General features: G+C 59.0%; 24 protein-coding genes and 1 tRNA gene. 16 read left to right on the plus strand and 9 right to left on the minus strand.

Annotated elements, in window-relative coordinates; all coding sequences use genetic code 11:
* Positions 1–2: 2 nt before the first annotated feature.
* Positions 3–443, minus strand: a complete 441-nt coding sequence (locus ACTOZL_RS06730) for a YwiB family protein (protein ID WP_482477437.1) — start codon at positions 441–443, stop codon at positions 3–5.
* Between the two features lie 250 nt (positions 444–693).
* On the opposite strand from ACTOZL_RS06730, the gene ACTOZL_RS06735 reads away from it, so the two are divergent.
* On the plus strand, positions 694–1,227 hold the full coding sequence (locus ACTOZL_RS06735; protein WP_482477438.1) for a methylated-DNA--[protein]-cysteine S-methyltransferase: 534 nt from the start codon (positions 694–696) through the stop codon (positions 1,225–1,227).
* A gap of 71 nt (positions 1,228–1,298) precedes the next feature.
* On the opposite strand, the gene ACTOZL_RS06740 is transcribed toward ACTOZL_RS06735, so the two are convergent.
* Together ACTOZL_RS06740 and ACTOZL_RS06745 are read right to left on the minus strand one after the other, a co-directional pair.
* Positions 1,299–2,441, minus strand: coding sequence for a cysteine desulfurase family protein (locus tag ACTOZL_RS06740; RefSeq protein ID WP_482477440.1), 1,143 nt, complete (start codon positions 2,439–2,441; stop codon positions 1,299–1,301).
* Between the two features lie 24 nt (positions 2,442–2,465).
* A complete protein-coding gene (locus tag ACTOZL_RS06745) occupies positions 2,466–3,038 on the minus strand; it encodes a Uma2 family endonuclease (protein WP_482477441.1) in 573 nt (190 codons plus the stop codon).
* Positions 3,039–3,195: 157 nt separating this feature from the next.
* Between ACTOZL_RS06745 and ACTOZL_RS06750 the strand changes: the two genes are divergently transcribed.
* The 5 genes from ACTOZL_RS06750 (at position 3,196) to ACTOZL_RS06770 (ending at position 5,894) form a co-directional block, all read left to right on the plus strand.
* Positions 3,196–3,366, plus strand: coding sequence for a DUF4180 domain-containing protein (locus tag ACTOZL_RS06750; protein WP_482477443.1), 171 nt, complete (start codon positions 3,196–3,198; stop codon positions 3,364–3,366).
* 10 nt (positions 3,367–3,376) lie between these two features.
* Entirely contained in the window at positions 3,377–3,664 is a 288-nt protein-coding gene (locus tag ACTOZL_RS06755; protein ID WP_482477444.1) for a hypothetical protein, read from the plus strand.
* Positions 3,665–3,716: 52 nt separating this feature from the next.
* Positions 3,717–5,156 (plus strand): sodium-dependent transporter, encoded by a 1,440-nt coding sequence (locus ACTOZL_RS06760; protein ID WP_482477446.1) that lies wholly within the window; start codon positions 3,717–3,719, stop codon positions 5,154–5,156.
* Positions 5,157–5,300: 144 nt separating this feature from the next.
* Positions 5,301–5,377: transfer RNA gene (locus tag ACTOZL_RS06765), tRNA-Arg, on the plus strand.
* 70 nt (positions 5,378–5,447) lie between these two features.
* Positions 5,448–5,894, plus strand: coding sequence for a flavodoxin family protein (locus ACTOZL_RS06770; protein ID WP_482477447.1), 447 nt, complete (start codon positions 5,448–5,450; stop codon positions 5,892–5,894).
* A 56-nt stretch (positions 5,895–5,950) separates the two neighbouring features.
* On the opposite strand, the gene ACTOZL_RS06775 is transcribed toward ACTOZL_RS06770, so the two are convergent.
* The 5 genes from ACTOZL_RS06775 to ACTOZL_RS06795 all read right to left on the minus strand — a co-directional run bounded on the left by ACTOZL_RS06775 (position 5,951) and on the right by ACTOZL_RS06795 (position 10,187).
* Complete coding sequence (locus ACTOZL_RS06775) at positions 5,951–6,766, minus strand: phosphatidylserine decarboxylase (RefSeq protein ID WP_482477448.1); 816 nt, start codon at positions 6,764–6,766, stop codon at positions 5,951–5,953.
* Entirely contained in the window at positions 6,763–7,383 is a 621-nt protein-coding gene (locus ACTOZL_RS06780; protein WP_482477449.1) for a CDP-alcohol phosphatidyltransferase family protein, read from the minus strand. Before ACTOZL_RS06780 ends, ACTOZL_RS06775 begins: the two co-directional genes overlap by 4 nt.
* 88 nt (positions 7,384–7,471) lie before the next feature.
* A complete protein-coding gene (locus ACTOZL_RS06785) occupies positions 7,472–8,047 on the minus strand; it encodes a VTT domain-containing protein (RefSeq protein ID WP_482477450.1) in 576 nt (191 codons plus the stop codon).
* Between the two features lie 342 nt (positions 8,048–8,389).
* The gene (locus ACTOZL_RS06790; protein WP_482477451.1) at positions 8,390–9,184 is read right to left on the minus strand and encodes a histidine racemase CntK family protein; all 795 of its coding nucleotides are present in this window, start codon (positions 9,182–9,184) and stop codon (positions 8,390–8,392) included.
* A gap of 10 nt (positions 9,185–9,194) precedes the next feature.
* Positions 9,195–10,187, minus strand: a complete 993-nt coding sequence (locus tag ACTOZL_RS06795) for a hypothetical protein (protein WP_482477453.1) — start codon at positions 10,185–10,187, stop codon at positions 9,195–9,197.
* 440 nt (positions 10,188–10,627) lie between these two features.
* Between ACTOZL_RS06795 and ACTOZL_RS06800 the strand changes: the two genes are divergently transcribed.
* A complete protein-coding gene (locus tag ACTOZL_RS06800) occupies positions 10,628–12,064 on the plus strand; it encodes an Ig-like domain-containing protein (protein WP_482477454.1) in 1,437 nt (478 codons plus the stop codon).
* Positions 12,065–12,179: 115 nt separating this feature from the next.
* Positions 12,180–13,238 (plus strand): acyltransferase, encoded by a 1,059-nt coding sequence (locus tag ACTOZL_RS06805; RefSeq protein ID WP_482477455.1) that lies wholly within the window; start codon positions 12,180–12,182, stop codon positions 13,236–13,238.
* A 66-nt stretch (positions 13,239–13,304) separates the two neighbouring features.
* On the opposite strand, the gene ACTOZL_RS06810 is transcribed toward ACTOZL_RS06805, so the two are convergent.
* Entirely contained in the window at positions 13,305–13,814 is a 510-nt protein-coding gene (locus tag ACTOZL_RS06810) for an SLOG family protein (RefSeq protein ID WP_482477456.1), read from the minus strand.
* A gap of 156 nt (positions 13,815–13,970) precedes the next feature.
* On the opposite strand from ACTOZL_RS06810, the gene ACTOZL_RS06815 reads away from it, so the two are divergent.
* From ACTOZL_RS06815 to ACTOZL_RS06850, 8 genes are all read left to right on the plus strand, one after another.
* Complete coding sequence (locus ACTOZL_RS06815) at positions 13,971–14,249, plus strand: DUF1294 domain-containing protein (RefSeq protein WP_482477457.1); 279 nt, start codon at positions 13,971–13,973, stop codon at positions 14,247–14,249.
* A gap of 201 nt (positions 14,250–14,450) precedes the next feature.
* The gene (locus ACTOZL_RS06820; protein WP_482477458.1) at positions 14,451–14,681 is read left to right on the plus strand and encodes a L7Ae/L30e/S12e/Gadd45 family ribosomal protein; all 231 of its coding nucleotides are present in this window, start codon (positions 14,451–14,453) and stop codon (positions 14,679–14,681) included.
* Between the two features lie 90 nt (positions 14,682–14,771).
* Complete coding sequence (gene rpsL / locus ACTOZL_RS06825) at positions 14,772–15,194, plus strand: 30S ribosomal protein S12 (RefSeq protein ID WP_482477459.1); 423 nt, start codon at positions 14,772–14,774, stop codon at positions 15,192–15,194.
* Positions 15,195–15,412: 218 nt separating this feature from the next.
* Positions 15,413–15,883, plus strand: coding sequence for a 30S ribosomal protein S7 (gene rpsG / locus ACTOZL_RS06830; RefSeq protein ID WP_482477460.1), 471 nt, complete (start codon positions 15,413–15,415; stop codon positions 15,881–15,883).
* 15 nt (positions 15,884–15,898) lie between these two features.
* Entirely contained in the window at positions 15,899–18,001 is a 2,103-nt protein-coding gene (gene fusA, locus ACTOZL_RS06835) for an elongation factor G (RefSeq protein ID WP_482477461.1), read from the plus strand.
* Between the two features lie 200 nt (positions 18,002–18,201).
* The gene (gene tuf, locus ACTOZL_RS06840) at positions 18,202–19,404 is read left to right on the plus strand and encodes an elongation factor Tu (RefSeq protein WP_482477462.1); all 1,203 of its coding nucleotides are present in this window, start codon (positions 18,202–18,204) and stop codon (positions 19,402–19,404) included.
* 162 nt (positions 19,405–19,566) lie between these two features.
* The gene (locus tag ACTOZL_RS06845; protein WP_482477464.1) at positions 19,567–20,418 is read left to right on the plus strand and encodes a mechanosensitive ion channel family protein; all 852 of its coding nucleotides are present in this window, start codon (positions 19,567–19,569) and stop codon (positions 20,416–20,418) included.
* 171 nt (positions 20,419–20,589) lie between these two features.
* On the plus strand, positions 20,590–21,014 hold a 425-nt coding region (locus ACTOZL_RS06850), incomplete at its 3' end, for a TetR/AcrR family transcriptional regulator (RefSeq protein WP_482477465.1).

The raw sequence follows: 21,014 nt of genomic DNA on the forward strand, positions 1-21,014 counted from the left end.
TCTTATGTCGTTGGCTGGTCCAGGGCGGCGTTGGGCTCCGCCACGTGGATCAGAAAGGCGTTCTCGCCTACGTGTTCGTTCTCTATGTCCAGGGCGTAGTGGATTTCCAGGTCGCCCCCGGCGGGGCTCATCTCCGCCTTGGCTGAGTGGGTCCGCACCCCCAGGGAGAAGCCCCCGAAGGGGGTTTGGTATAGGGAGATGTGCCGCCGCCCCTCCTGGAAGATCATCTCGGAGTTTAAGGTGCCCTCCCGCAGGAGGGTGATGCGGTCCTTTAGGATGCGGAATGTGGTGGTGGTGCCCTCTAGGCCGGTGAGCTCGCTTTCCTCATAGGTCAAGGCGATGCCCTCGTCCTCGGTGTCGCTGAGGGTTCCCTGGGTGACCAGTTCCATCACGTCCTCATGGCCGGGGAAGGGGCTTTGTACCCCACGAATTGATATGATCACAGGTTTTTCCATGTCATGTTCCCTCGCTGCCCAAAGTATTTTTTTGTTCTTCGCGCAAATGCAAATTATTATACATGATTTACCGGAAAAAGTAAAGCTGCGTCGAAGGGAAAACTGCCGCTTTTTGAGGCCGGTGGATGGGGCAAAGCCCAAGAATGCTTTTGACATTCCAGAGTGATGGCTCTATAATGACGGGAGAAAGGAATGTCGAAGTGTGGCCGGTGGATGAAAGGCCAGAGGAGGGAGTGCCGTGTATTATGCAACGACCTATCGCGCCCCGGTGGGGGAACTCACCCTGGCCAGCGATGGAGAAAACCTGCTTGGGCTGTGGATGGAGGGGCAAAAGTATTTTGGCGGTGCCCTGGGGGAGCTGTACCCAAGAGGGGACTTGGCGATCTTTGCCCAGACAAACGCCTGGTTGGACCGCTACTTTGCGGGGGAACGGCCCACACCCCATGAACTGCCCCTGGCCCCGGTGGGCACGCCCTTCCGCCAGGCGGTTTGGACTCTCCTGTGTGAGGTCCCTTACGGCCAGGTGCGAAGCTATGGCGGCCTTGCGAACCAGCTGGCGGAGCAGCAGGGCGGGCCTATGTCCAGCCAGGCCGTCGGTGGTGCCGTGGGGCATAACCCCATTTCTATCATCATCCCCTGCCACCGGGTGGTGGGGAGCAATGGGAGCTTAACGGGCTACGCCGGTGGGATTGAGAAGAAGAGGCAGCTGCTGGCCCATGAGGGGGCAGACTTGGGCCGCCTGTTTGTGCCAAAGCAGGGGACAGCCCTGTGATTCCCTGTTACAATACAAAAGCGGTGGGCAGCTTATGGTTCTGCCCACCGCTTTTGTATTGTATTGTTCAATTATCGCCCCATGGACACCAATTCCCGGGTGGCCTGTCCCAGGGCTTGAGCCAGGGTGTCCACCTCGGCCTTGGTGTTGGAGGGGGCGAAGGAGAGGCGGAGAATGCCGTCCCGGACGGCTTTGGAGAGCTTCATAGCGGCATAGACGTGGCTGGCTTTCCCCTTGTGGCAGGCGGAGCCGGAGGAGAGGCAGATGCCCTTGTCGCTGAGGTAACGTACCACCACCTGGCTGGGATAGCCGGGGAGGGAGACGGCGCAGATGTGGGGGGCGTCCCCTGGGGCTACCACCACCAGCCCTGGCACGGCCTGGGGTAGAGTCTCCAAAGCGTAGTCCTTCAGGCTTTGGACGTAGGCCTGGTGGTCTGCCAGCTTCTCCGCCCCCTCCTGGGCAGCCCGGGCAAACGCGGCGATCTGGGCGGTGGCCTCTGTGCCGGAGCGCAGCCCCCGCTCCTGTCCGCCTCCCCGAAGCAGGGGTTGGACTTGCAGCCCGGCGCGGATGTACAGGGCCCCGATGCCTTTTGGGGCCCCCACCTTGTGGCCGCTGAGGGTGAGCAGATCTGCCCCCAGGGCCTTGGGGGTAAAGGGGATTTTTAAGAAGCCCTGGACAGCGTCGGTGTGGAGCAGGGCGGGGGACTTCTTCTGCCGGAGCAGCGCCGCGGCCTCTGCCACAGGCTGGATGGCTCCGGTCTCGTTGTTCACCAGCATCATGGATACCAGCACCGTGTCCGGCCGCAGAGCGGCTTCCAAGTCCGCCAGGGGGATGCGCCCTTGGGCATCGGGCCGCAGATAGGTCACCTGGTAGCCCTCCCGCTCTAAGGCCCGGCAGGGCTCTAGAACAGCGGCGTGTTCAATGGCAGTGGTGATGATGTGTTTCCCCTTGTGCCGTCCCAAATGGACCGCCAGGGCCACCGCCCAGTTGTCCCCCTCGGTGCCGCAGGAGGTAAAATACAATTCCTCCCCCCGGCATCCCAGGGCGGAGGCCACCGCTTCCCGCTGCGCCGCCACAGCTTTGGCGGCAGCGGTACCCAGGGAGTGGAGGGAGGAGGGGTTGCCAAAGTCCTGGGTCATAGCTGCCAGGGCGGCCTGGGCGGCGGCGGGGAGGACGGGGGTAGTGGCGGCGTGGTCCAGATAGATGATGGGCATAGCTGTGTCCTCTTTTCTTTACAGTCAGAACAAATCTTCAAAAATATCTGCCAGGGAAATGTCCAGGTCGTCGTAGAGGTGGCAGTGGAAAGACGTGACCAGCGCGGCTTTTTCCTCTTCGTCCATCTCTGCGATTTCCTCTTCTGTGTAGAAGTAATAGATATTTTCCAAGCGATACTGGCCGTCTGCCAGGAGATAGACTTCAATGGACTTTCCGGCGGGGTCTACCAACCAATACTCCGGTACGCCGTTGGCCTCGTAGGCATTTTTCTTGTACCATCTGTCATTTTTCGCGGTGCTGGGGGAGAGGACTTCCACCACCAGGTCAGGGTTTCCCTGTATATACTGGGACTTGATCTTATCCCGGTCACAGACCACCATGAAGTCGGGGATGAACCTGTCCTGTTTTCCCAAACGGACCTCTGTGCCGTCATGGAAAGGAACGCATGGCTTTCCTTTTAGATAATTCTTGAAAAGGTTGAAGATGTTGCCGGCAATAAAGTTGTGCCGTGGGGTGGCTGGTGACATGGCGATAAACTTCCCGCCGATTAGCTCCTCCCGCTGTTGTGCCTGATAGGCTAGATTGCCATTCATCATATAGACCGCTCCTTTCCCGTTGCCCGCCAAGGGCAAGCGCCTCAATCATTTGTCCACATTATAGCATAGTCTTGCCGCAATGTACATTGGTTTTGCAGGAACCGCCCTTGTGCCGGCATTGGAATCATGGGCGGTCTAGACGATAAGGAGGACAAGTATGAGCATAGAACAGATACAAGAAAATGGTATGGACATTGCTGTCATCGCGGGGGAGTTTTTTATCCTCAGTAGTGGTATGGCCGGAGAGATTTTACAGAAATCCATCAACTATCAGGTGAAAGCTGCCATATGGGGGGACTATTCCCACTACACCAGCAAACCCCTGTAGGATTTTATCTATGAATCCCAACCACGGTAAAGACTTTTTCTTCGTGGCAACAAAGGAAGAGGCCGTCCAACGGTTGAAGGAGACACAGGAACAAAGCCGCAGTGCAAGCGGAAATAAAGAAAGAGGAGGAGGAAACTCCGCCATTTTTGGAAGAAGTGGTGGCTTATCCTCCAATGGAACGCCAAAAACAGGAAAAATTCCCTTGACTTTTTGTTGGCTTCTGCTGAGTACCGACAAAAAAGTGGACATTTTTTTCCATTTACGAGCATTTTTGTCTTTTCTCTTGTTTTCTCTCTGATTTTCCTGTAAAGTAAGAGGCACTACACTGATTTAGGAGAGTGAGAGAAACAATGGAAGTTAACAAGCGTGGACAGTGGGGGAGCAACCTCGGCTTTCTCCTGGCCTCAGTGGGCTCAGCCATCGGCTTGGGGAACCTCTGGGCGTTCCCTTACAAAATGGGCAAGAGCGGCGGCTTCGCCTTCCTTGCCATTTATCTGGTGCTGGTGGTGCTGGTGGGCATCGTCCTGATACTGGGCGAGTTCGCCTTGGGCCGTCACACCGGCCACGGGGCCGGCGGCGCGTATGCCGCTCTGGCGAAAAAGTATAGCTTTGTGGGGTGGATGGCCGTCATTTCCCCCTTCCTGATCCTGGCCTTTTACTGCCTGCTGGGCGGTATGGTCCTGCGGTATTGCCTGGGCTTCCTGGTGCAGATTGTCGGGATGGATGGTTTCGCCGGACAGGGCAGCTCGTTCTTTGGCTGGCTGCTCTATGATAGTTCCAGCATGCTGCTGTTCCTGGCCATTTTCCTGGCCATCACCATGTTCATTGTCATGGGGGGCATCAAGGGCGGCATTGAGCGCTTCAGCAAGGCCGTTATGCCAGCCTTGGCGGTGATCCTGGTGGTCATCATCGTCTTTGTGGCGATCCAGCCCGGGGCAAAGGAAGGCTACGCTTTCATGTTCAAGCCCAATGCGGAGGTATTCTCTTCCCGCAGCGACTTCTTTGAGGTGCTCAAGACCGCTTCGGGGCAGATGTTCTTCTCCCTGTCTGTGGGCATGGGCATCAACATCACCTTTGGCTCCTACCTGAGCAAGGACCGCAGCCTTCAGCGCAACGCCGTGATCGTCCCCGTGGCGGACACTGTGTTCGCCCTGCTGGCAGGTATGATGATCCTCCCGGCCTGCGCGGCTTTCGGCGTGGATTACGCCCAGGGCCCTGGCCTGCTCTTTGCCTCCATGCAGAAGGTGTTCTTAGACGGCATGGGCGGTATGGCCGGTAACGTCATCGGCTTCCTGTTCTATTTCCTGGTGTTCATCGCTGCCATCACCTCTTCCATCGCCCTGTTGGAGGTTTGTACTGCGTTTATCGTGGACAAGCAGTTGGACAAGGGGAAGGAGCCCAAGCGCCGGTCGGTGACTGCCATCTTTGTGGTGCTGATTTTCATCATTGCCATCCCCGTGGCCCTGGATGCCCTGGGCGGCGGCGGTGCTGCCATCAAGGCACCCTATGAGCTCATGGGCCTGACGCCAAAGAGTGAGGGCTATGCCATGTGGAACGACTGCTGGCTGGACTTCTACGACATGATCACCGAGGGTATCCTCATGCCCCTGGGCGCACTGATCATGAGCTTGATCCTGGGCTGGGCCCTGCCTAACCTGGTAAAGAACGAGTGCGAGGAGAGCGGCCACAAGTTCAAGGGAGCGAAGTACTTTAGGTTCTGCTTCTGCGTTGTAGTGCCCGCCGTCATGATCCTGGTGCTGTATACCCAGATCACCTCTTTCTTCGGATAAAAGGGAACCGCTGAAATCGGACCCTTTCCCCAATACCTGCCCTGGTTTTGCAAAAAAATGCAAAATCAGGGCAGGAAAAGGGAAAATAATGCTTGCATTTTCTTTTGAGATGTGGTATTATAAGAAAGTCGTCAAGAACGACATGCGGTAGTAGCTCAGTTGGATAGAGTGACTGGCTACGAACCAGTAGGTCGGGGGTTCGAGTCCCTCCTACCGTACCAAGGAGCCCTTGAATCTTAATGGTTCAAGGGCTTTCTTATACTTTTCTGAGCAATAGAAGGGAGGAGGACCATGAGGACCCTAATCGTTTACCATTCATCCCACCACGGCAACACCAAGAAGCTCCTGGACGCCATCGCCGCGCAACATGATGTGACGCTGTTGCCTGTGGGGGAAGCCCAGGGGGTTGACCTCTCTAGCTATGAGGGGATTGGCCTGGCCTCTGGCATCTATTATGGGAGCTTAAGCAAGGCGGTTCTGCAATGGGCGGCGCAAGCGCCCCTTCAGGGGAAGAAGCTGTTCTTCCTCTACACTTGCGGGATGGACCGTAAAAAGTACATCCAGGAGGCAGAGAAGATTGCCAAGGAGAGGGGCGCTCAGGTCTTGGGACACTTTGGCTGCCGGGGCTATGATACCTTCGGCCCCTTCAAGCTGGTGGGTGGCATTGCCAAGGGACGGCCCAACCAGGCGGATATGGACCAGGCGGTGGCCTTTTATCGGGAGCTGTGCCAGAAGTGATCGATACATTATAGAGGTGGATCAACCATCCAAGGTTGATCCACCTCTGTTTGTATCTATAAAAGGGCGTCCCCAATATACATCCCTAGTTCCACCGGGACCTCTCGGCCCTGCTCTAGCTGGGCCAACAGTTCCGGCCGCAGGCGGACCTGGCCTTTTTGCAGAAGGAGGACAATGGTGGAGCCTGCCAACTGGAAGTGTCCCTTCTCCGTGCCCTTGCGGACGCGGCAGTTTTGACACGCATTGTGGATGCCTCCCACCACCAGGGCCCCTATCTCCACCTGCACCACCGGCCCGAAGTGATCGGTGGTGAGTAGGCTCCAACAGCGGCGGTTGAGGACATAGACCGGATAGGTCTCGCAGGCGATGGGCTGGACGCTGTGGAGTATGCCAGGGATGAAATGATGGGTTCCCTGATAGGCGTCGTCAATGTAGTGGTAGTGATGGTAGTGGGTGGGGCACAGGCGGAAGATCAGGCAATCACCGCCGTGGAAACGTTTGCCTAGGGCTTCGTCTTGGAGGAGGTCCGCCAGCCGGTAGTGGGAGCCCTTGATGGCAAAGCTGCTGTCCGCCTGGATGGGATAGGCGCTGAGGTAGCCGTCACAGGGGCTGATAAGCCGGCCTGGGGTGAGGTCTACGCTTTGGGCAGTGCGGGTACGGGCGAAGAAGGCGCGGTAGCTGCCAAAGCTCCGGGCCTGCTCTGGGGGTAGCCCCAGGCGCTTGGCCTGCCAACGGGCCAGGGGCCGGGAGAGGGGGGAGGAGAGAAAGGCCACCGCCAAGCGGTCGGCATGGCTGCGTAGGATCAGGGACAGCAGAACCCGTCCTACCACGCTGCCATAGAGGAAGCGGACTGCACTGCTGTTCCCGCTCATAGGTCCACAGCCAGGCACAGCAGGAGAAATTCCGCGCCCCCACAGAGGATCATCCCCACCTTCCCTGGCAGGGCCGGCTTTTTCAGCCGGAAGGGGAGAAGGAATGCCACCCCCATGGCCAGCAGCGCCACCGGGCCCAGGATGGGCAGGGGCCAGTGCCAGAGCCGTCCCAGCCCCAGGAGGGCGGGGACCACCAGGGCTGCCGTGGTGACGGGCAGGCCGAGATAGACCTCCCGGCTGCCTGCGGCACTGTCCTGCCGGGCCTCCTCGTCTACATTGAACCAGGCCAGGCGGATTAAGGCGCACAGGAGGTAGAGGGCGGAGCAGTAGAAGCTCATGTTGCTGCCGTCGGAGACGGTGTAGACAATCACCGCCGGAAAGGCACCGAAACAGATCAGGTCACTGAGGGAGTCAATCTGGATGCCAAAGCGTTTCTCTTGGGCGGTGCGGACTTTGGTGGAGGCGACCTTGCCGTCAAACATGTCGCACACCCCGGAGAGCATGAGACACACCAGGGCTCCGTGGAGGTCCCCTTGTATGGCACAGGTGATGCCAGTGAAGGAAATAAGCATCCCAAAGTAAGTCAGGATTACCGTGTAGTTGTAGACGCCGAGCATGGGGGTATACCTCCTAAAAATGTTTTTGCAAGTCCTTGCAAAAAGGCACCGCACCAATGCGGTGCCTTGATACCGTATTCAAAATGCTTCAAATCACATGGGCAAAGAAAAGGCTGTAGACCAAGATACACCAGGGCTTTGCCAGCAGGATGATGGAGACGAAGCGCTGGGCGGACATCCCTGTGAGGCCGGAGAAATAGCACAGGAAGTCGTCTGGGGCCAAGGGCAGCAGGATGGCCAGGGCCAGCACCAGGGTGTAGCTCTTTTTCGTTTGCACCCAGGCCACACAGTGGTCATACTTCTTCGCCGGGACCATCTTCCGTACCAGACCCACCCCAAAGCGCCGGGCTAGGAGAAAGGCCAGGATGGAACCGGCGCTGATGCCGATGTAGTTGCACCAGAACCCCCCTGCCGCGCCGAACAGCCCCGCCCCCACGATACAGCCCAGGAAGCCCGGCAGCACTGGCAGCACCACTTGTAGGGCCTGAATCACCGTCAGAATCACCGGGGAGAAGGGGCCAAAGCTGCCCACATAAGTACGCAGGGTTTCGGGGGAATCGAAGTGGCCGTTGAGATAGCCCCGGATCAGGAAAATGCCCAGCAGCAGGAGCAGGGCCACCATCCCGCCAGTGAGGATATTTTTTACCTTTGAGACGGTCCCCATACACAGGCCCACCTTTCTGCCGCGCCGCCAGAGCGGACTGGTTTTGATGGGACCATTATAGCAAAAAAGAATAAAATATTTCTTAAAGAACTCCTGAAGAAATCTTAATTTTCGATGTTTTCTCTATGAATCTGAGGCCAGGGCCAGTATAGCATTTTGGGGGAGGATATCTTTTCCCTGAAAAGTAAGGGGTTTTTGGTTCCAGTGGAACTAGGCCCCTAGAAGGGAGGGCTGCCGGCGAAGCTAGAGCTGCTGCACCGGGCGTTAGCGGCATGACATAAAAAGCGCGTCCCAGGCGGTGATGAAAATCAACGCCTGGGACGCGGCTATTGTCTGGGGGATTTAGAATTCCAAGGTATAGGCCTGCCCCAAGCTCACCACCCCACCGATGGTGAGCTGTTGCAGCTTGCCGCCTCGGAGGGTGGCGGTGGTGTGGATGGTGCCGCCGGGCTGTTTCAGGGCCAGCTTGAAGCTGCCGTCCCGCTGGCTGCTGAGGGCATGGCAGGCGGCCACGGCGGTGCTGCCGGAGGCACAGCTACGTTCAAAATACAGAGAACTGGTCCCCTGGACGTATACCGCAGGGGTGAGGGTGGAGCGCTGCCGGTCCCAGAACATGACCCCGGCAGCAGGGACCGTATAGTCCAGGGCCAACCCCTCCAGGGCCTCCCGGACGGCCGCCTCTGGCTGCTCCGGGGGGAGGAAGCTGACGGCGTGGACGATGCCCGGGAGCAGGACCGCCTGGGCGGCTGCGCCAAAGAGGGTGCAGGATTGCACCGTCTGGGGCAGGGGCATCTCCACGGATACCTGGTTGGCCAGGGGGTTGACCTGGACGGAGAGGGCCTTGTCATAGCCGCTGACCTCCACCGGGAAGCGGCCTGCCCGGCGGCGGCCCTGCTGGACGGCGTAGTATAACCCCGCACAGCGCAGGGCATTGCCGCAGAACTCCCCACCCATCATCTCTAGGCGGATGACACCCTCCCCCTGGGGCGGGACCAGGAAGCCCACCTGTTCGGCGTGGAGCTCCGGGATGGAGAGCAGGCCAGCGGCCAGGGCAGGGTGGTCCTCCCTGGGGACAGGGGTGGTTACTAGAAGGGTGATATTGCCGGCGGGGTCGGCGAGCTGAAAAGATAGTTCCATAAACCCCACCTCACGCCTGTAGACCGTTGGCCTTGGTGTGCTCCCGCCGCTTGTGTTCCTTTTCCTTTAAGTAGTTATAAATGGAATAGGAGAAAATGGGGTACATGGTGGGAAAGGCCAGCTCCTCTTCCAGCGCATAGCGCAAGAAGTCAAAGAAGAACACATAGGGGCTGTCCAAACGCCCTTGGAGCTTGAACAGGTCAAAGCCCATCTCCGCCAAAGCTGCCGCCTCCTGGACGGTGGAGGAAATGCTCCGGGTTTGCATCTCCCGCTGCTTGCCCTCGGGGACATAGGGGCAGCGGTCCAGGAAGTTGGACAGGGGGCCGCAGCCGTCCAGCAGGGCGGTCTGATCCTGGGCGATGGAGATGAAGTGCTCCTGCCGCTGGGGGCACTGGTAGCCGCAGCGCTCATTTAATATGATCTCCGCGTTGTGCTTTGGGAGCTGACGGAGCAGCTCCGGGTGGAACTTGTCGTCGGAATGGAGGACATAGTAGTCGTAGTCCTGGGAGAGCTGGCGGTAATAGGCGGCGTTGCGTTCCTGGGCGTAGGTGGTGAGGATGATGGAGGCGTGGATGGTTACATGGGGGTAGTGGGCGCGGATGTAGTCCCGCAGCAGGGGGCTGGCTAGGACCACCCCGCCCCGGATCTCCTCCAAAATCTCCAAAAGGCCGTTGCACACCGGGTCCTTTAAGTCCTCCTCTTGGAGCAGGGGGGAGGTGAAGGTAAGCAGGGGGGTGATGCCATGCTGGACGGCCCCCTTCAGCTCCCGCTCCATCTCCTCCAAGCTCTCATGGTGGTTGATGAGCACCAGCCGCCCGCAGTTCCAACGGACCTGGGGGGAGCCGTAGAGAAAGCGCACGGGGATGTGGTGGGAAAACTTGGCCGCCACCTGTTCAAGGCACTGGTAGACCAGCTGGGAAAAGAGGAACAGGCCGGGGATGGTGAAGGAGACCTGGGGCAGCAGGGCGGCGGCCTCCCCCTGGGGCAGAAATTCATTCGTCATATTTGATATCCCTTCCATTGGTGCGGAGGAAGTATCCCTCTCGCGGGTGGTTTGTCGTGTCAGGAAAAGTATAGCACAAGCCGGGGAATTGCACAAGAACCCTGGGGAGCGCTGCCAGAGCCAGGAGAAAACGCCAGGTTCCGGCAAAATTTTTTCGTCATTTTCTACAAGAAAACGGTGGAGCGGCTTGGGAAAGCGGCTCCTGCCTTGAATTGGAGGGGAAAATAGTATATAACATAGACAAGAGAAATTGCCCAAGAGAAGGAACGGAGTTTTCCTAGAAACTTTACAAATTGTGCGTTTTCAGGGGCGTGAAGTTATGGTATAATAGGCCACATTGCTCAATTCCCGGGGAAAAACCCCTGGGGAAGGGGCGGCGTTCCACCCAAGAACCAGGGGCTGGAACGCACCCGATGACTTTTTAAGTCAGGAGGATAGACATGCGTTACGACGAGTATGATGAATACAATGGCCGCTACGCGCGGGGCAATTCCCGCTCCTCCGGCGACCGAAGTGCTTACCGGGGCTATGACCGCAGCCAGGGACGGGACTTTGACCGGGGGTACGGCCGGGATTTTGACCGGGGCTATGACCGCTACCGGGATGTTGATCGGGGCCGGGACTTTGACAGAGGCTATGACCGGGGCTACGAGAAGCGGGACCGTTTCGGTACCCCCTACCGGGACTTTGACCAAGAGGACTGGGAGCGCACCGCCCCCAACTGGGACGACCACGGCAACAGCCGCAGCCGCAGTTCCGGCCGGAGCTCCGGTTCCTCGGGAGGCCGGGGAGGCAGCTCCAACGGTGGCGGCAGCCGCCGGAGTGGCGGCGGGTCCAGCGGCAGCAGGGACCGGGGCAACCGTCCACCCCCGCCCCCCCAGGGCGGCGGAAGCCGCCGCCGCGGCTCGGAGTCCCAGCCCCAGCGGCGCAGCAGCAGTTCCAGCGGGGGGACAAAACGCAAGAACAGCCCACCACCCAAGCGCAAGGGGATTTCCCCGGTGCCGATTGTCATCGGCGTGGTGGTCATTATCATGGCCCTGCTGGTGATCAAGTCCTTCACCGGCAGCGGGAAGGCCGACTATAAGATGGAAATCTCCACCAACACCATCGTCCTGGGGGAGACCGCTGAGGCCACCATCACCGGAATCCCGGAGGGGACGGAGACCGGCCCCATCAGTTGGAGCAGCAACGACAACAATGTGGTGACCGTCAGTGGCGATGGGACCAGGGCCACCCTCACCGCCAAAGGTGTGGGACAGGCTACCATCGCCGCCAATGTGGACGGCAAGACCGTCAGCGGCAAGGTGGACGTGTCCCAGACTGCCCCGGGGGTGTTGAACATCGAGCTGGAGGATGATGAGATCACCATCCGTTCCGGAGAGGATCGGAAGCTCATTGCCAACGTCCAGATGGAGGAGGGGATGACCCCTGCCGCTGTCACCTGGAGCAGCCAGAACAGCGCCATTGTCCGCATTTCGGAGGACGGCACCATCACCGGCCGGGATGTGGGCAAGACCGTCATCAAGGCCATCGCAGGGAAAAAGTCTGCGGAGATGGTGGTCAACGTGGTGGAGAACCCCGACGCCACCGTCCATGATCCCACCAAGGACACAGGCAACGCGCCAGAGGAGGGCACGGAGCCTCCGGACACCGGCACCGCCGGCAGCGGAAGTGGCACTGGTAGCAGCGGCACTGGAACGGGTACCGGTACCGGCACTGGCAGCGGTGGAAGCAGCGGCACAGGAACGGGGAGCGGAAGCTCCGGTTCCGGGAGTGGCAGTGGCAGCTCCGGCGGCAGCTCCGGCGGGACAGGCAGTGGAGACGGTACCGGAGGAACCGGCGGAGACAGCGGCGGGGGCGCTGGCACAGGCCAGTGACGCGCCTGCCCCAACACAGTGAAACATCAGGGGCCGTTGCGGAAGAAGCTTCTGCAACGGCCCCTTTTCGCGGACCCGTGGAGTGGGTCCAGGCAGGAGAGAGGAGGGGTGCGGAATGAAGGGCAAGCAGTTTTATGCCCTGGATTTCGCCCGGGTGGTGGCCATGCTGGCGGTGGTTGCCATCCATGTTACCAGCGGCTATGTATATGGGGAGAGTGGGTATACGCTCTTTGGGATGAACCTGGGGTTCCTTTGGAACCAGTTGTCCCGCTTTGCGGTGCCCATGTTTGTGGTGATCTCAGGCATTTCCCTGGGCCTCAGTACAAGGAATGAGGGGGTGTTGGGGTTTTACAAAAAGCGCCTGAGGAAGCTGGGGCTGCCCTATGTGCTGTGGTTTACCATTTACTTCCTGTATGAGCAGCGGGGGGCCCTGGCAGCGTTCTTTGCCGGGGGAAGGGAGAGCCTTTGGGCTTATCTCCGGGGGCTTCTCCAAGGGCAGTCTGCGCCGCACCTCTATTTTGTGGTTATCATCTTCCAGTGCTACCTGGTGTACCCCCTGCTGAAGCGGTGTGTGGAACGGGCGCCGGTGGCCAGCATTGCCGTGTCCCTGGCGGTGACCTACCTGGTGGAAGCGCTGTACTTCCTGCTGAACTTCGGGGTAGACCTGATCCCGCCGGTGATCCGGCCTTACCTGTGGCTGCTGCTGCCCACCTGGCTGTTCTACTTTACAGCGGGGTGCCTGCTGAGCCGGAGGCGGGTGGAGCGGCTGGCGGCCTTCGCCCAGGCCCACAAGCTGCCCATCCTGGGGGGAACCCTGGTGTTTGCGGGGGTGTATGTGGTGAAGAGCTTTGTCATGAATGCCCTGGATTCCATCAAGGCGGACTTGAACCTGTATACCCTGCTGATGCTCCTAAGCCTATTTGCTCTGTGGGACTGGCTGGGGAAATTCGACAAGGTCCGGGGCGTTGTGGGATTTTTGGCCAAGCACTCCATGACGGTGTACTTCTGCCATGTACTCCTGCTGTGCATTTTCCAACGCTTCCCCTTTGTGGCAGGGACCCGGGGGATGATTCTACTGTATTGCGTGGTGCTCCTGTCCGCGGTGGCGGTGGCGTTCCTTTTGGACAGTGCCACGGCATGGCTGGGACAGCGGCTGACCAGGAGACAGGCGTAGGATAGACAGATTGAGGATAGGACACAGGCCGGCGGGAAACAGGGCGTTTCCTGCCGGCCTGTCTGCTTACCATCCCCTGGGGTCCAGGATCAGGGTGTCTAAACCCTGTTGGAGGGCATAGGCCAAGGTTCCCGCGGTGCCCCCCTTGGGAGTGCCGTCGTAGACCGCCAGGAGCAGGGCGGAGTGGTCCACCATGTAGCGGTTGCGCCGGGCCATACAGGAGGGGCTATAGCGGTGCTGCACCACCGTCTCATAGTGGCAGCAATCCAGCAGGGCAGCCCGGCGGGCCTGGTCCGCTTCTGACCAGTGGGCCGCCTGGTCCGTAAAGGGGATGGCCGCTTCCACGGTGAGGTCTGGCTTTTCCTGGGCGAGAGCCAAGACAGCCTCGCAGAAGTAGAGGTCTGCCCCACGGGCCATACCGCAGATGAAGTGGCGGAAGCCCTGGCCATAGGCTTGCTCCACTGCCTGGCGCAGCTGGGCCTTCAGGGCCAGGCAGCGGGGGTCATCCTCCCGTTCCCGCCAGGGCAGGCGGTCGGGCCGGTGGCCGGTGAAGCAACAGGTGGTGGTGCGGTCCATGTAAGCCCTCCTTTCTCTGGGGTTCGTACCTACATAGTAGCGAAGCTGGGACAGAAAGTCAACGCACAGCGGGGAACGCAGGGCCGATTTTGGGTCTTGTATTTCCTGGGAAAGCTGTTATGATGGGAGGACAGCGATTGGAGAGGGGGATGCAGGATGCAGGAAGTCGCTTTGCTGTGGCTGCTGGTTTGGAACTTCGTTGCCTTTGCCCTTATGGGGGTGGACAAGGCCAAGGCCCGGCGGGGGCGCTGGCGCATCCCGGAAAAGACCCTGTTCCTCTCCGCCATCCTGGGTGGCAGCGTGGGGGCCATGCTGGGCATGTCCCTCTTCCGCCACAAAACCCAGCACAGGCGCTTTCGCCTGGGGATGCCCCTGATCCTGGCCCTGCAAGTGCTGGGGCTTCTGGCGCTTTCTTGGCACAGAATGGCGGGATAAGGGGAACGGCCCGGCAATATGTCCAAGCTGTCTGGCATTCCAAGGAAATCTTCACACAGTCTCACCACTTGACGTTATGTGGCAAGTGTGCTAAAATTTCAAATTGCGGTGAAATGTTTCATGGGGTAGAAATCCCATGAGATCCAAGGATTTTCCAGAATCCAACCGGGAAAGGAAGGGAAATCCCCTATGCTGGCCGACTTGAAATCTGCAAAAAAAGTGACGGGGGCCAAGCAGGTGACCCGCGCATTGAAAAACGGTGGCGTCCAACGGGTGTTTTTGGCCCAGGATGCCGACCCCCGGGTGACAGAGCCTGTAGCGGCCCTGTGCCGGGAACAGGGGGTGGAGACGGAGAGCGTCCCCACCATGGCCCAGCTGGGCAGCGCCTGCGGCATCGCCGTGGGCAGCGCTGTGGCAGCCACCATCCTGTGAAAAGTTTTTTCGATATTCTCCGCATAGGCGCGGCCTGGTGCGGTTAGAATATACACACAATCACCATTTTTTAGGAAAGGAGGAAATACTATGCCTACTTTTAATCAGCTCGTTCGCAAGGGAAGAGAGAAGGTGAGCTACAAGTCCAACTCTCCCGCCATGCAGAAGGGCCTCAACACCCTGAAGAACAGAGAGACCGATCTGCCCTCCCCCCAGAAGCGCGGCGTGTGCACTGCCGTTCGTACTTCCACCCCGAAGAAGCCGAACTCCGCTCTGCGTAAAATCGCCCGTGTGCGCCTGACCAATGGCTATGAGGTCACCGCCTATATCCCCGGTGTGGGCCACAACCTGCAGGAGCACTCCGTGGTCATGATCCGCGGCGGCCGTGTCAAGGACCTGCCTGGTGTGCGTTATCACATCATCCGCGGCAGCCTGGATACCCAGGGCGTTCAGGGCCGTATGCAGGCTCGCTCCAAGTACGGTGCCAAGAGACCCAAGGCCGGCAAGAAGTAATCGGCAAACTCCACCGCTATTTTTCATTTCGCATTTTTGCGCGCAGGCGCAAAGCAAAAGGCTTTGCCGCGAGGCGCTTTCATATAAAACAGTACGCAGTACAGTTTTTGGGGAAGTTCTCAAGGCAGGCACTGGAGAGAGGGCACTCTCTCCCACACGGAGAGCGCAAGCTTTTCGAGTACCTATGAAATCATTCTGTTATGAAGGAGGGAAGCAAAGTGCCCAGAAGAGGAAACGTACCCAAGCGGGAAGTTTTGCCCGATCCTATGTACCGTTCCGTGCTGGTAACTAAGCTGATCAACAGCATCATGCTGGACGGCAAAAAGGGTGTTGCACAGAAGGTCGTCTACGGTGCCTTTGACATCGTCAAAGAGCAGACCGGGAAGGACCCCATCGAAGTGTTCACCACTGCCATGGAAAATATCATGCCGTCCCTGGAAGTTAAGGCCCGCCGTGTCGGCGGCGCCACCTATCAGGTCCCCATGGAGGTTCGCCCGGAGCGCCGCCAGACCCTCGGTCTGCGCTGGCTCACCGCTTACGCCCGTAAGCGCAGCGAACGCACCATGAAGGAGCGCCTGGCAGGGGAATTGATGGACGCCGCCAATAACCTCGGCAGCGCCGTGAAAAAGCGCGAAGAGACCCACAAGATGGCCGAGTCCAACAAGGCTTTCGCTCACTTCCGCTGGTAACCGGGAGGAAAGAGAATGTCGCGTAAAGTTACCCTGGAAAACACAAGAAACATCGGCATCATGGCTCACATCGATGCCGGGAAAACCACCACCACCGAGCGCATCCTGTACTACACCGGCGTCAACTACAAGATCGGTGAGACCCATGATGGTACCGCCACCATGGACTGGATGGCCCAAGAGCAGGAGAGAGGTATCACCATTACCTCCGCTGCCACCACGTGCTATTGGACCGGAACGGCCAACCAGTTCCCCCAGACCCGGATCAACATCATCGACACCCCGGGCCACGTGGACTTTACCGTGGAGGTGGAACGCTCCCTGCGCGTGCTGGATGGCAGTGTAACCGTCATGTGCGCCAAGGGCGGCGTGGAACCCCAGTCTGAGACCGTCTGGCGTCAGGCTGACCACTATCAGGTCCCCCGGATGATCTATGTCAACAAGATGGACATCATGGGCGCGGACTTCTACAACGTCCTGGACATGATCCACGAGCGCCTCAAGTGCAATGCCGTGCCCATCCAGCTCCCCATCGGCAGCGAGGATACCTTCAAGGGGATCATCGACCTGGTGGAGATGAAGGCCGACGTGTACTATGACGACGTGGGCAAGGACATGCGTGTGGAGGACATCCCCGAGGATATGATGGACCTGGCCCAGGAATACCGCACCAAGCTCATCGACGCCTGTGCGGACCTGGACGAGGAGCTGATGATGCTGGCGCTGGAAGAGCAGCCCATCCCCACGGAGATGATCCGCGCCACCATCCGTCAGGGCACCCTGGCCAACAAGCTGGTCCCCGTGGTCTGCGGCACTTCCTACCGCAACAAGGGTGTTCAGAAGCTCCTGGACGCCATCGTGGACTATATGCCCTCTCCCGTGGACATCCCCGCCATCAAGGGCGTGGACCCCGACGACGGCAGCGAGGACGAGCGCCCCGCCAAGGACGACGCCCCCTTCTCCGCCCTGGCCTTCAAGATTGCAGCGGACCCCTACGTGGGCCGTCTGTCCTTCATCCGGGTCTATTCCGGCCAGTTGAATACCGGCACCTCCGTGCTTAACTCCACCAAGCACCAGCGTGAGCGCGTGGGCCGCATCTTGCAGATGCACGCCAACCACCGGGAGGACATTGAGACCGTCTACTCCGGCGACATCGCCGCTGTTGTGGGCTTGAAGAACTCCACCACCGGCGATACCCTGTGTGATGAGAAGCATCCCATCATCTTGGAGTCCATGGAGTTCCCCGAGCCCGTTATCCGGGTTGCCATCGAGCCCAAGACCAAGGCTGGTCAGGAGAAGATGGGTGTGGCCCTGATGAAGCTGGCGGAAGAGGACCCCACCTTCAAGACCTACACCGACGAGGAGACTGGCCAGACCATCATCGCCGGTATGGGCGAGCTCCATTTGGAGATCATCGTGGACCGTCTGCTCCGTGAGTACAAGGTGGAAGCCAACGTAGGCGCACCCCAGGTGGCCTACAAGGAGACCATCAAGCGCAGCGTGGAGCAGGACACCAAATACGCCCGCCAGTCCGGCGGTAAGGGCCAGTATGGCCACGTCAAGATCCGTGTGGAGCCCAACGAGTCCGGCAAGGGCTATGAGTTCGTCAACGAGATCGTGGGCGGTGCCATTCCCAAGGAGTATATCCCCGCAGTGGATGCGGGTATCCAAGGGGCCATGCAGGCCGGCGTAATGGCCGGGTATCCTGTGGTGGACATTAAGGTCACTCTGTACGACGGCTCCTTCCACGAGGTGGACTCCTCCGAAATGGCCTTTAAGATCGCCGGTTCCATGGCGTTCAAGGAAGCCTGCCGGAAGGCCAATGCCTGCCTGCTGGAACCCATCATGAAGGTCTCCGTCATTGTGCCCGAGGATTATATGGGCGACGTCATGGGCGATTTGAACTCCCGCCGTGGCCAGATCCAGGGCATGGAGGCCCGCCCCGGTGCCCAGCAGATCGACGCCCTGGTTCCCCTGTCCGAGATGTTCGGCTATGCCACCGACCTGCGCAGCCGTACCCAGGGCCGTGGCCAGTACGCCATGGAGCCTCACAGCTATGTGGAGATTCCCAAGTCCATCACGGACAAGATCGTGGCCACCCGCGGCGAGGGGAACTGAGCCCCACCGGCAGAGGTAAGCCTGCAACCACGAGAAATTATAAATTCGATGCTTTTTCGCGAGAAAAAAGCATCCGGAAGGTGAAATTACAGGGGGAAATTTTTGATTTCCCGTTGTAATTTCCCTCCATATCCTGTAGAATACTACACATAACAGGACACACTTTGGCTTTTACAACGATTCTGAGGAGGATTATTATTATGGCCAAGCAAAAGTTTGAAAGAACCAAACCCCACGTAAACATCGGCACCATCGGTCACGTTGACCATGGTAAGACTACCCTGACCGCTGCCATCACCAAGTTCCTGGCTATGCAGGGCAAGGCTGAGTTCGAGGACTACGCCAGCATCGACAAGGCTCCCGAAGAGAGAGAGCGTGGTATCACCATCAACACCGCTCACGTGGAGTATGAGACCGACAACCGCCACTATGCCCACGTTGACTGCCCCGGCCACGCCGACTATATCAAGAACATGATCACCGGTGCTGCCCAGATGGACGGCGCTATCCTGGTTATCGCTGCTACCGACGGCCCCATGGCTCAGACCCGTGAGCATATCCTGCTGGCCCGTCAGGTGGGCGTGCCCGCTATCGTCGTGTTCCTGAACAAGGTCGACCTGCTGGACGACGAGGAGCTGCTGGAGCTGGTGGAGATGGAAGTCCGTGAGCTGCTGAGCAAGTACGAGTTCCCCGGTGACGACCTGCCCGTCATCAAGGGTTCCGCTCTGAACGCCCTGACCTGCGAGAACCAGGATCCCGGCGACGCCGACTATGCCTGCATCAAGGAGCTGATGGACGCTGTTGACAGCTACATCCCCACTCCCCCCCGTGATGACAGCCTGCCCTTCCTCATGCCTGTTGAGGACGTGTTCACCATCACCGGTCGTGGCACCGTGGCCACCGGCCGTGTGGAGCGTGGCGTGATCAAGATGGGTGAGCCCATTGAGATTGTCGGCCTGGCTGAGGAGACCAAGAAGTCCGTCGTCACCGGCATCGAGATGTTCCGCAAGCTGCTGGACTATGCAGAAGCTGGCGATAACGTTGGCTGCCTGCTGCGCGGCATCGACAAGAAGGAGATCGAGAGAGGCCAGGTTCTGGCTAAGCCCGGCTCCATCAAGCCCCTGACCAAGTTTTCTGGCCAGGTGTATGTCCTGTCCAAGGATGAAGGTGGCCGTCACACCCCCTTCTTCAACAACTATCGTCCTCAGTTCTACTTCCGTACCACCGACGTGACCGGCGTGATCTCCCTGCCCGACGGCGTTGAGATGTGCATGCCTGGCGACAACGTGGTTATGAACGTTGAGCTGATCACCCCCATCGCCATTGAGAAGGGCCTGCGTTTCGCTATCCGTGAGGGCGGCCGTACCGTTGGTTCCGGCGTTGTTACCGAGATCAGCGAGTAAGAAGAACTGCGTTGCGCACACACCTGCCTGTAGGCGGGGGATTCGGAGAGCAACCGCCAGCGGTGGCCCTTCGTAGAGAACGGAACGTGACATCTTATTAACACCCAAGGGAGGGCAAAGCTGAGGCTTTGCCCTCCCTTTTTCAGAGAAAAGGAGGCAGCTATGGAAACGACAGATACCGAGTCCTTGGAAGAAAGCGTAGAAACCGCAGTACGAAACCTCACCGTCTACGGCTGGGAGGGGGCTGTAAAACTCATCCTCACCGCTCTGGCGCTGCTGCTGGCCTGTCTGGTGGTCAAGCGGATCATCCTGCGGCTCCTGGACCGGGGCCTGGACCGGGGGCACATTGAGAAGAGCTTCCATGCGTTCATCCGCTCTGCGGCCAATATCCTGCTGTGGTTCCTCACCATTTTGATTGTAGCCCAGTCTCTAGGGGTGAACGCTACCTCCCTGGTGGCCCTGCTGAGCATCGCTGGTTTGGCGGTGTCCTTGTCAGTGAAGGACAGCCTGTCCAACCTGGCGGGGGGACTGACCATTCTCAGCTCCCAGCCCTTTAAGGTGGGGGACTATGTGGAGATTGGGGATATCGCCGGGACTGTTTTGGAGATCGGAATGGTCCACACCAAGCTGAACACCACAGACAACTGCCGCCTGGTGCTGCCCAACAGTACGGTAGCTGCTGCCCTGGTGCGCAACTACTCCACAGAACCCCTGCGCCGGGTGGACCTGACAGTGGGTGCGGACTATAACGCACCGGTGGAGCAGGTAAAAGCGACCCTGCTGGGGATTATGGAGGCCCATGAAAAGGTCCTGCCGGACCCTGCCCCCTTCGCCCGGCTCAGCAACTACGGGGACAGTACCATTGAATATACCCTCCGGGCCTGGTGCCTGACGGAGGACTATTGGGAGGTATACTATGACCTCTTGGAGGCCATCAAGTCTGCCTTTGACGCCCAGGGTATCGGCATTCCCTTCCCGCAGATGGATGTACATCTGGACAAGAGCGAGGCATAATGGGAACCAAGAAAACACTTTTGAGGGGTCATTTTGGACATTGGACTGGGAGGGTTTTTCTCCGGTGAAACATCCATAGGGCTTGCACCATGGGAATTGGTCTTGACAAACCGACCAACAGTATGTTAAAATGCAAAACATACCGTTGGTATCTATGAGGAGGGAAGTGCCATGGCGAGAAACCGCCACCCGGAGGAGACGGTCACGCTGATTTTGGACGTGGCGTTCCGCCTGTTCATGGAAAAGGGCTATGAATACACCTCCATCCAGGATATCCTGGACCAGCTGGGGGGCTTGAGCAAGGGGGCCATTTACCACCACTTCAAGTCCAAGGAGGAGATTCTAGTGGCGGTGGTGGACCGAATGACGGCGGAGTCCAACCAGATGCTGGCGGAAATTCGGGACCGCCCTGGCCTTACGGGGAAGGAGAAGTTGAAAACTATTTTCAAAGCCTCCATCAGCCGCCCCGTGCAGGACCAGATTTTCACCGTGGCCCCCAATTTCCGCAACAACGCCAAGCTGCTCTTTGGACTCCTCCACGACACCATAGAGGAGGCGGCCCCCAACTACGTGGTGCCCATTATCCAGCAGGGCAT

It is taken from the genome of Evtepia sp. (assembly GCF_056797215.1).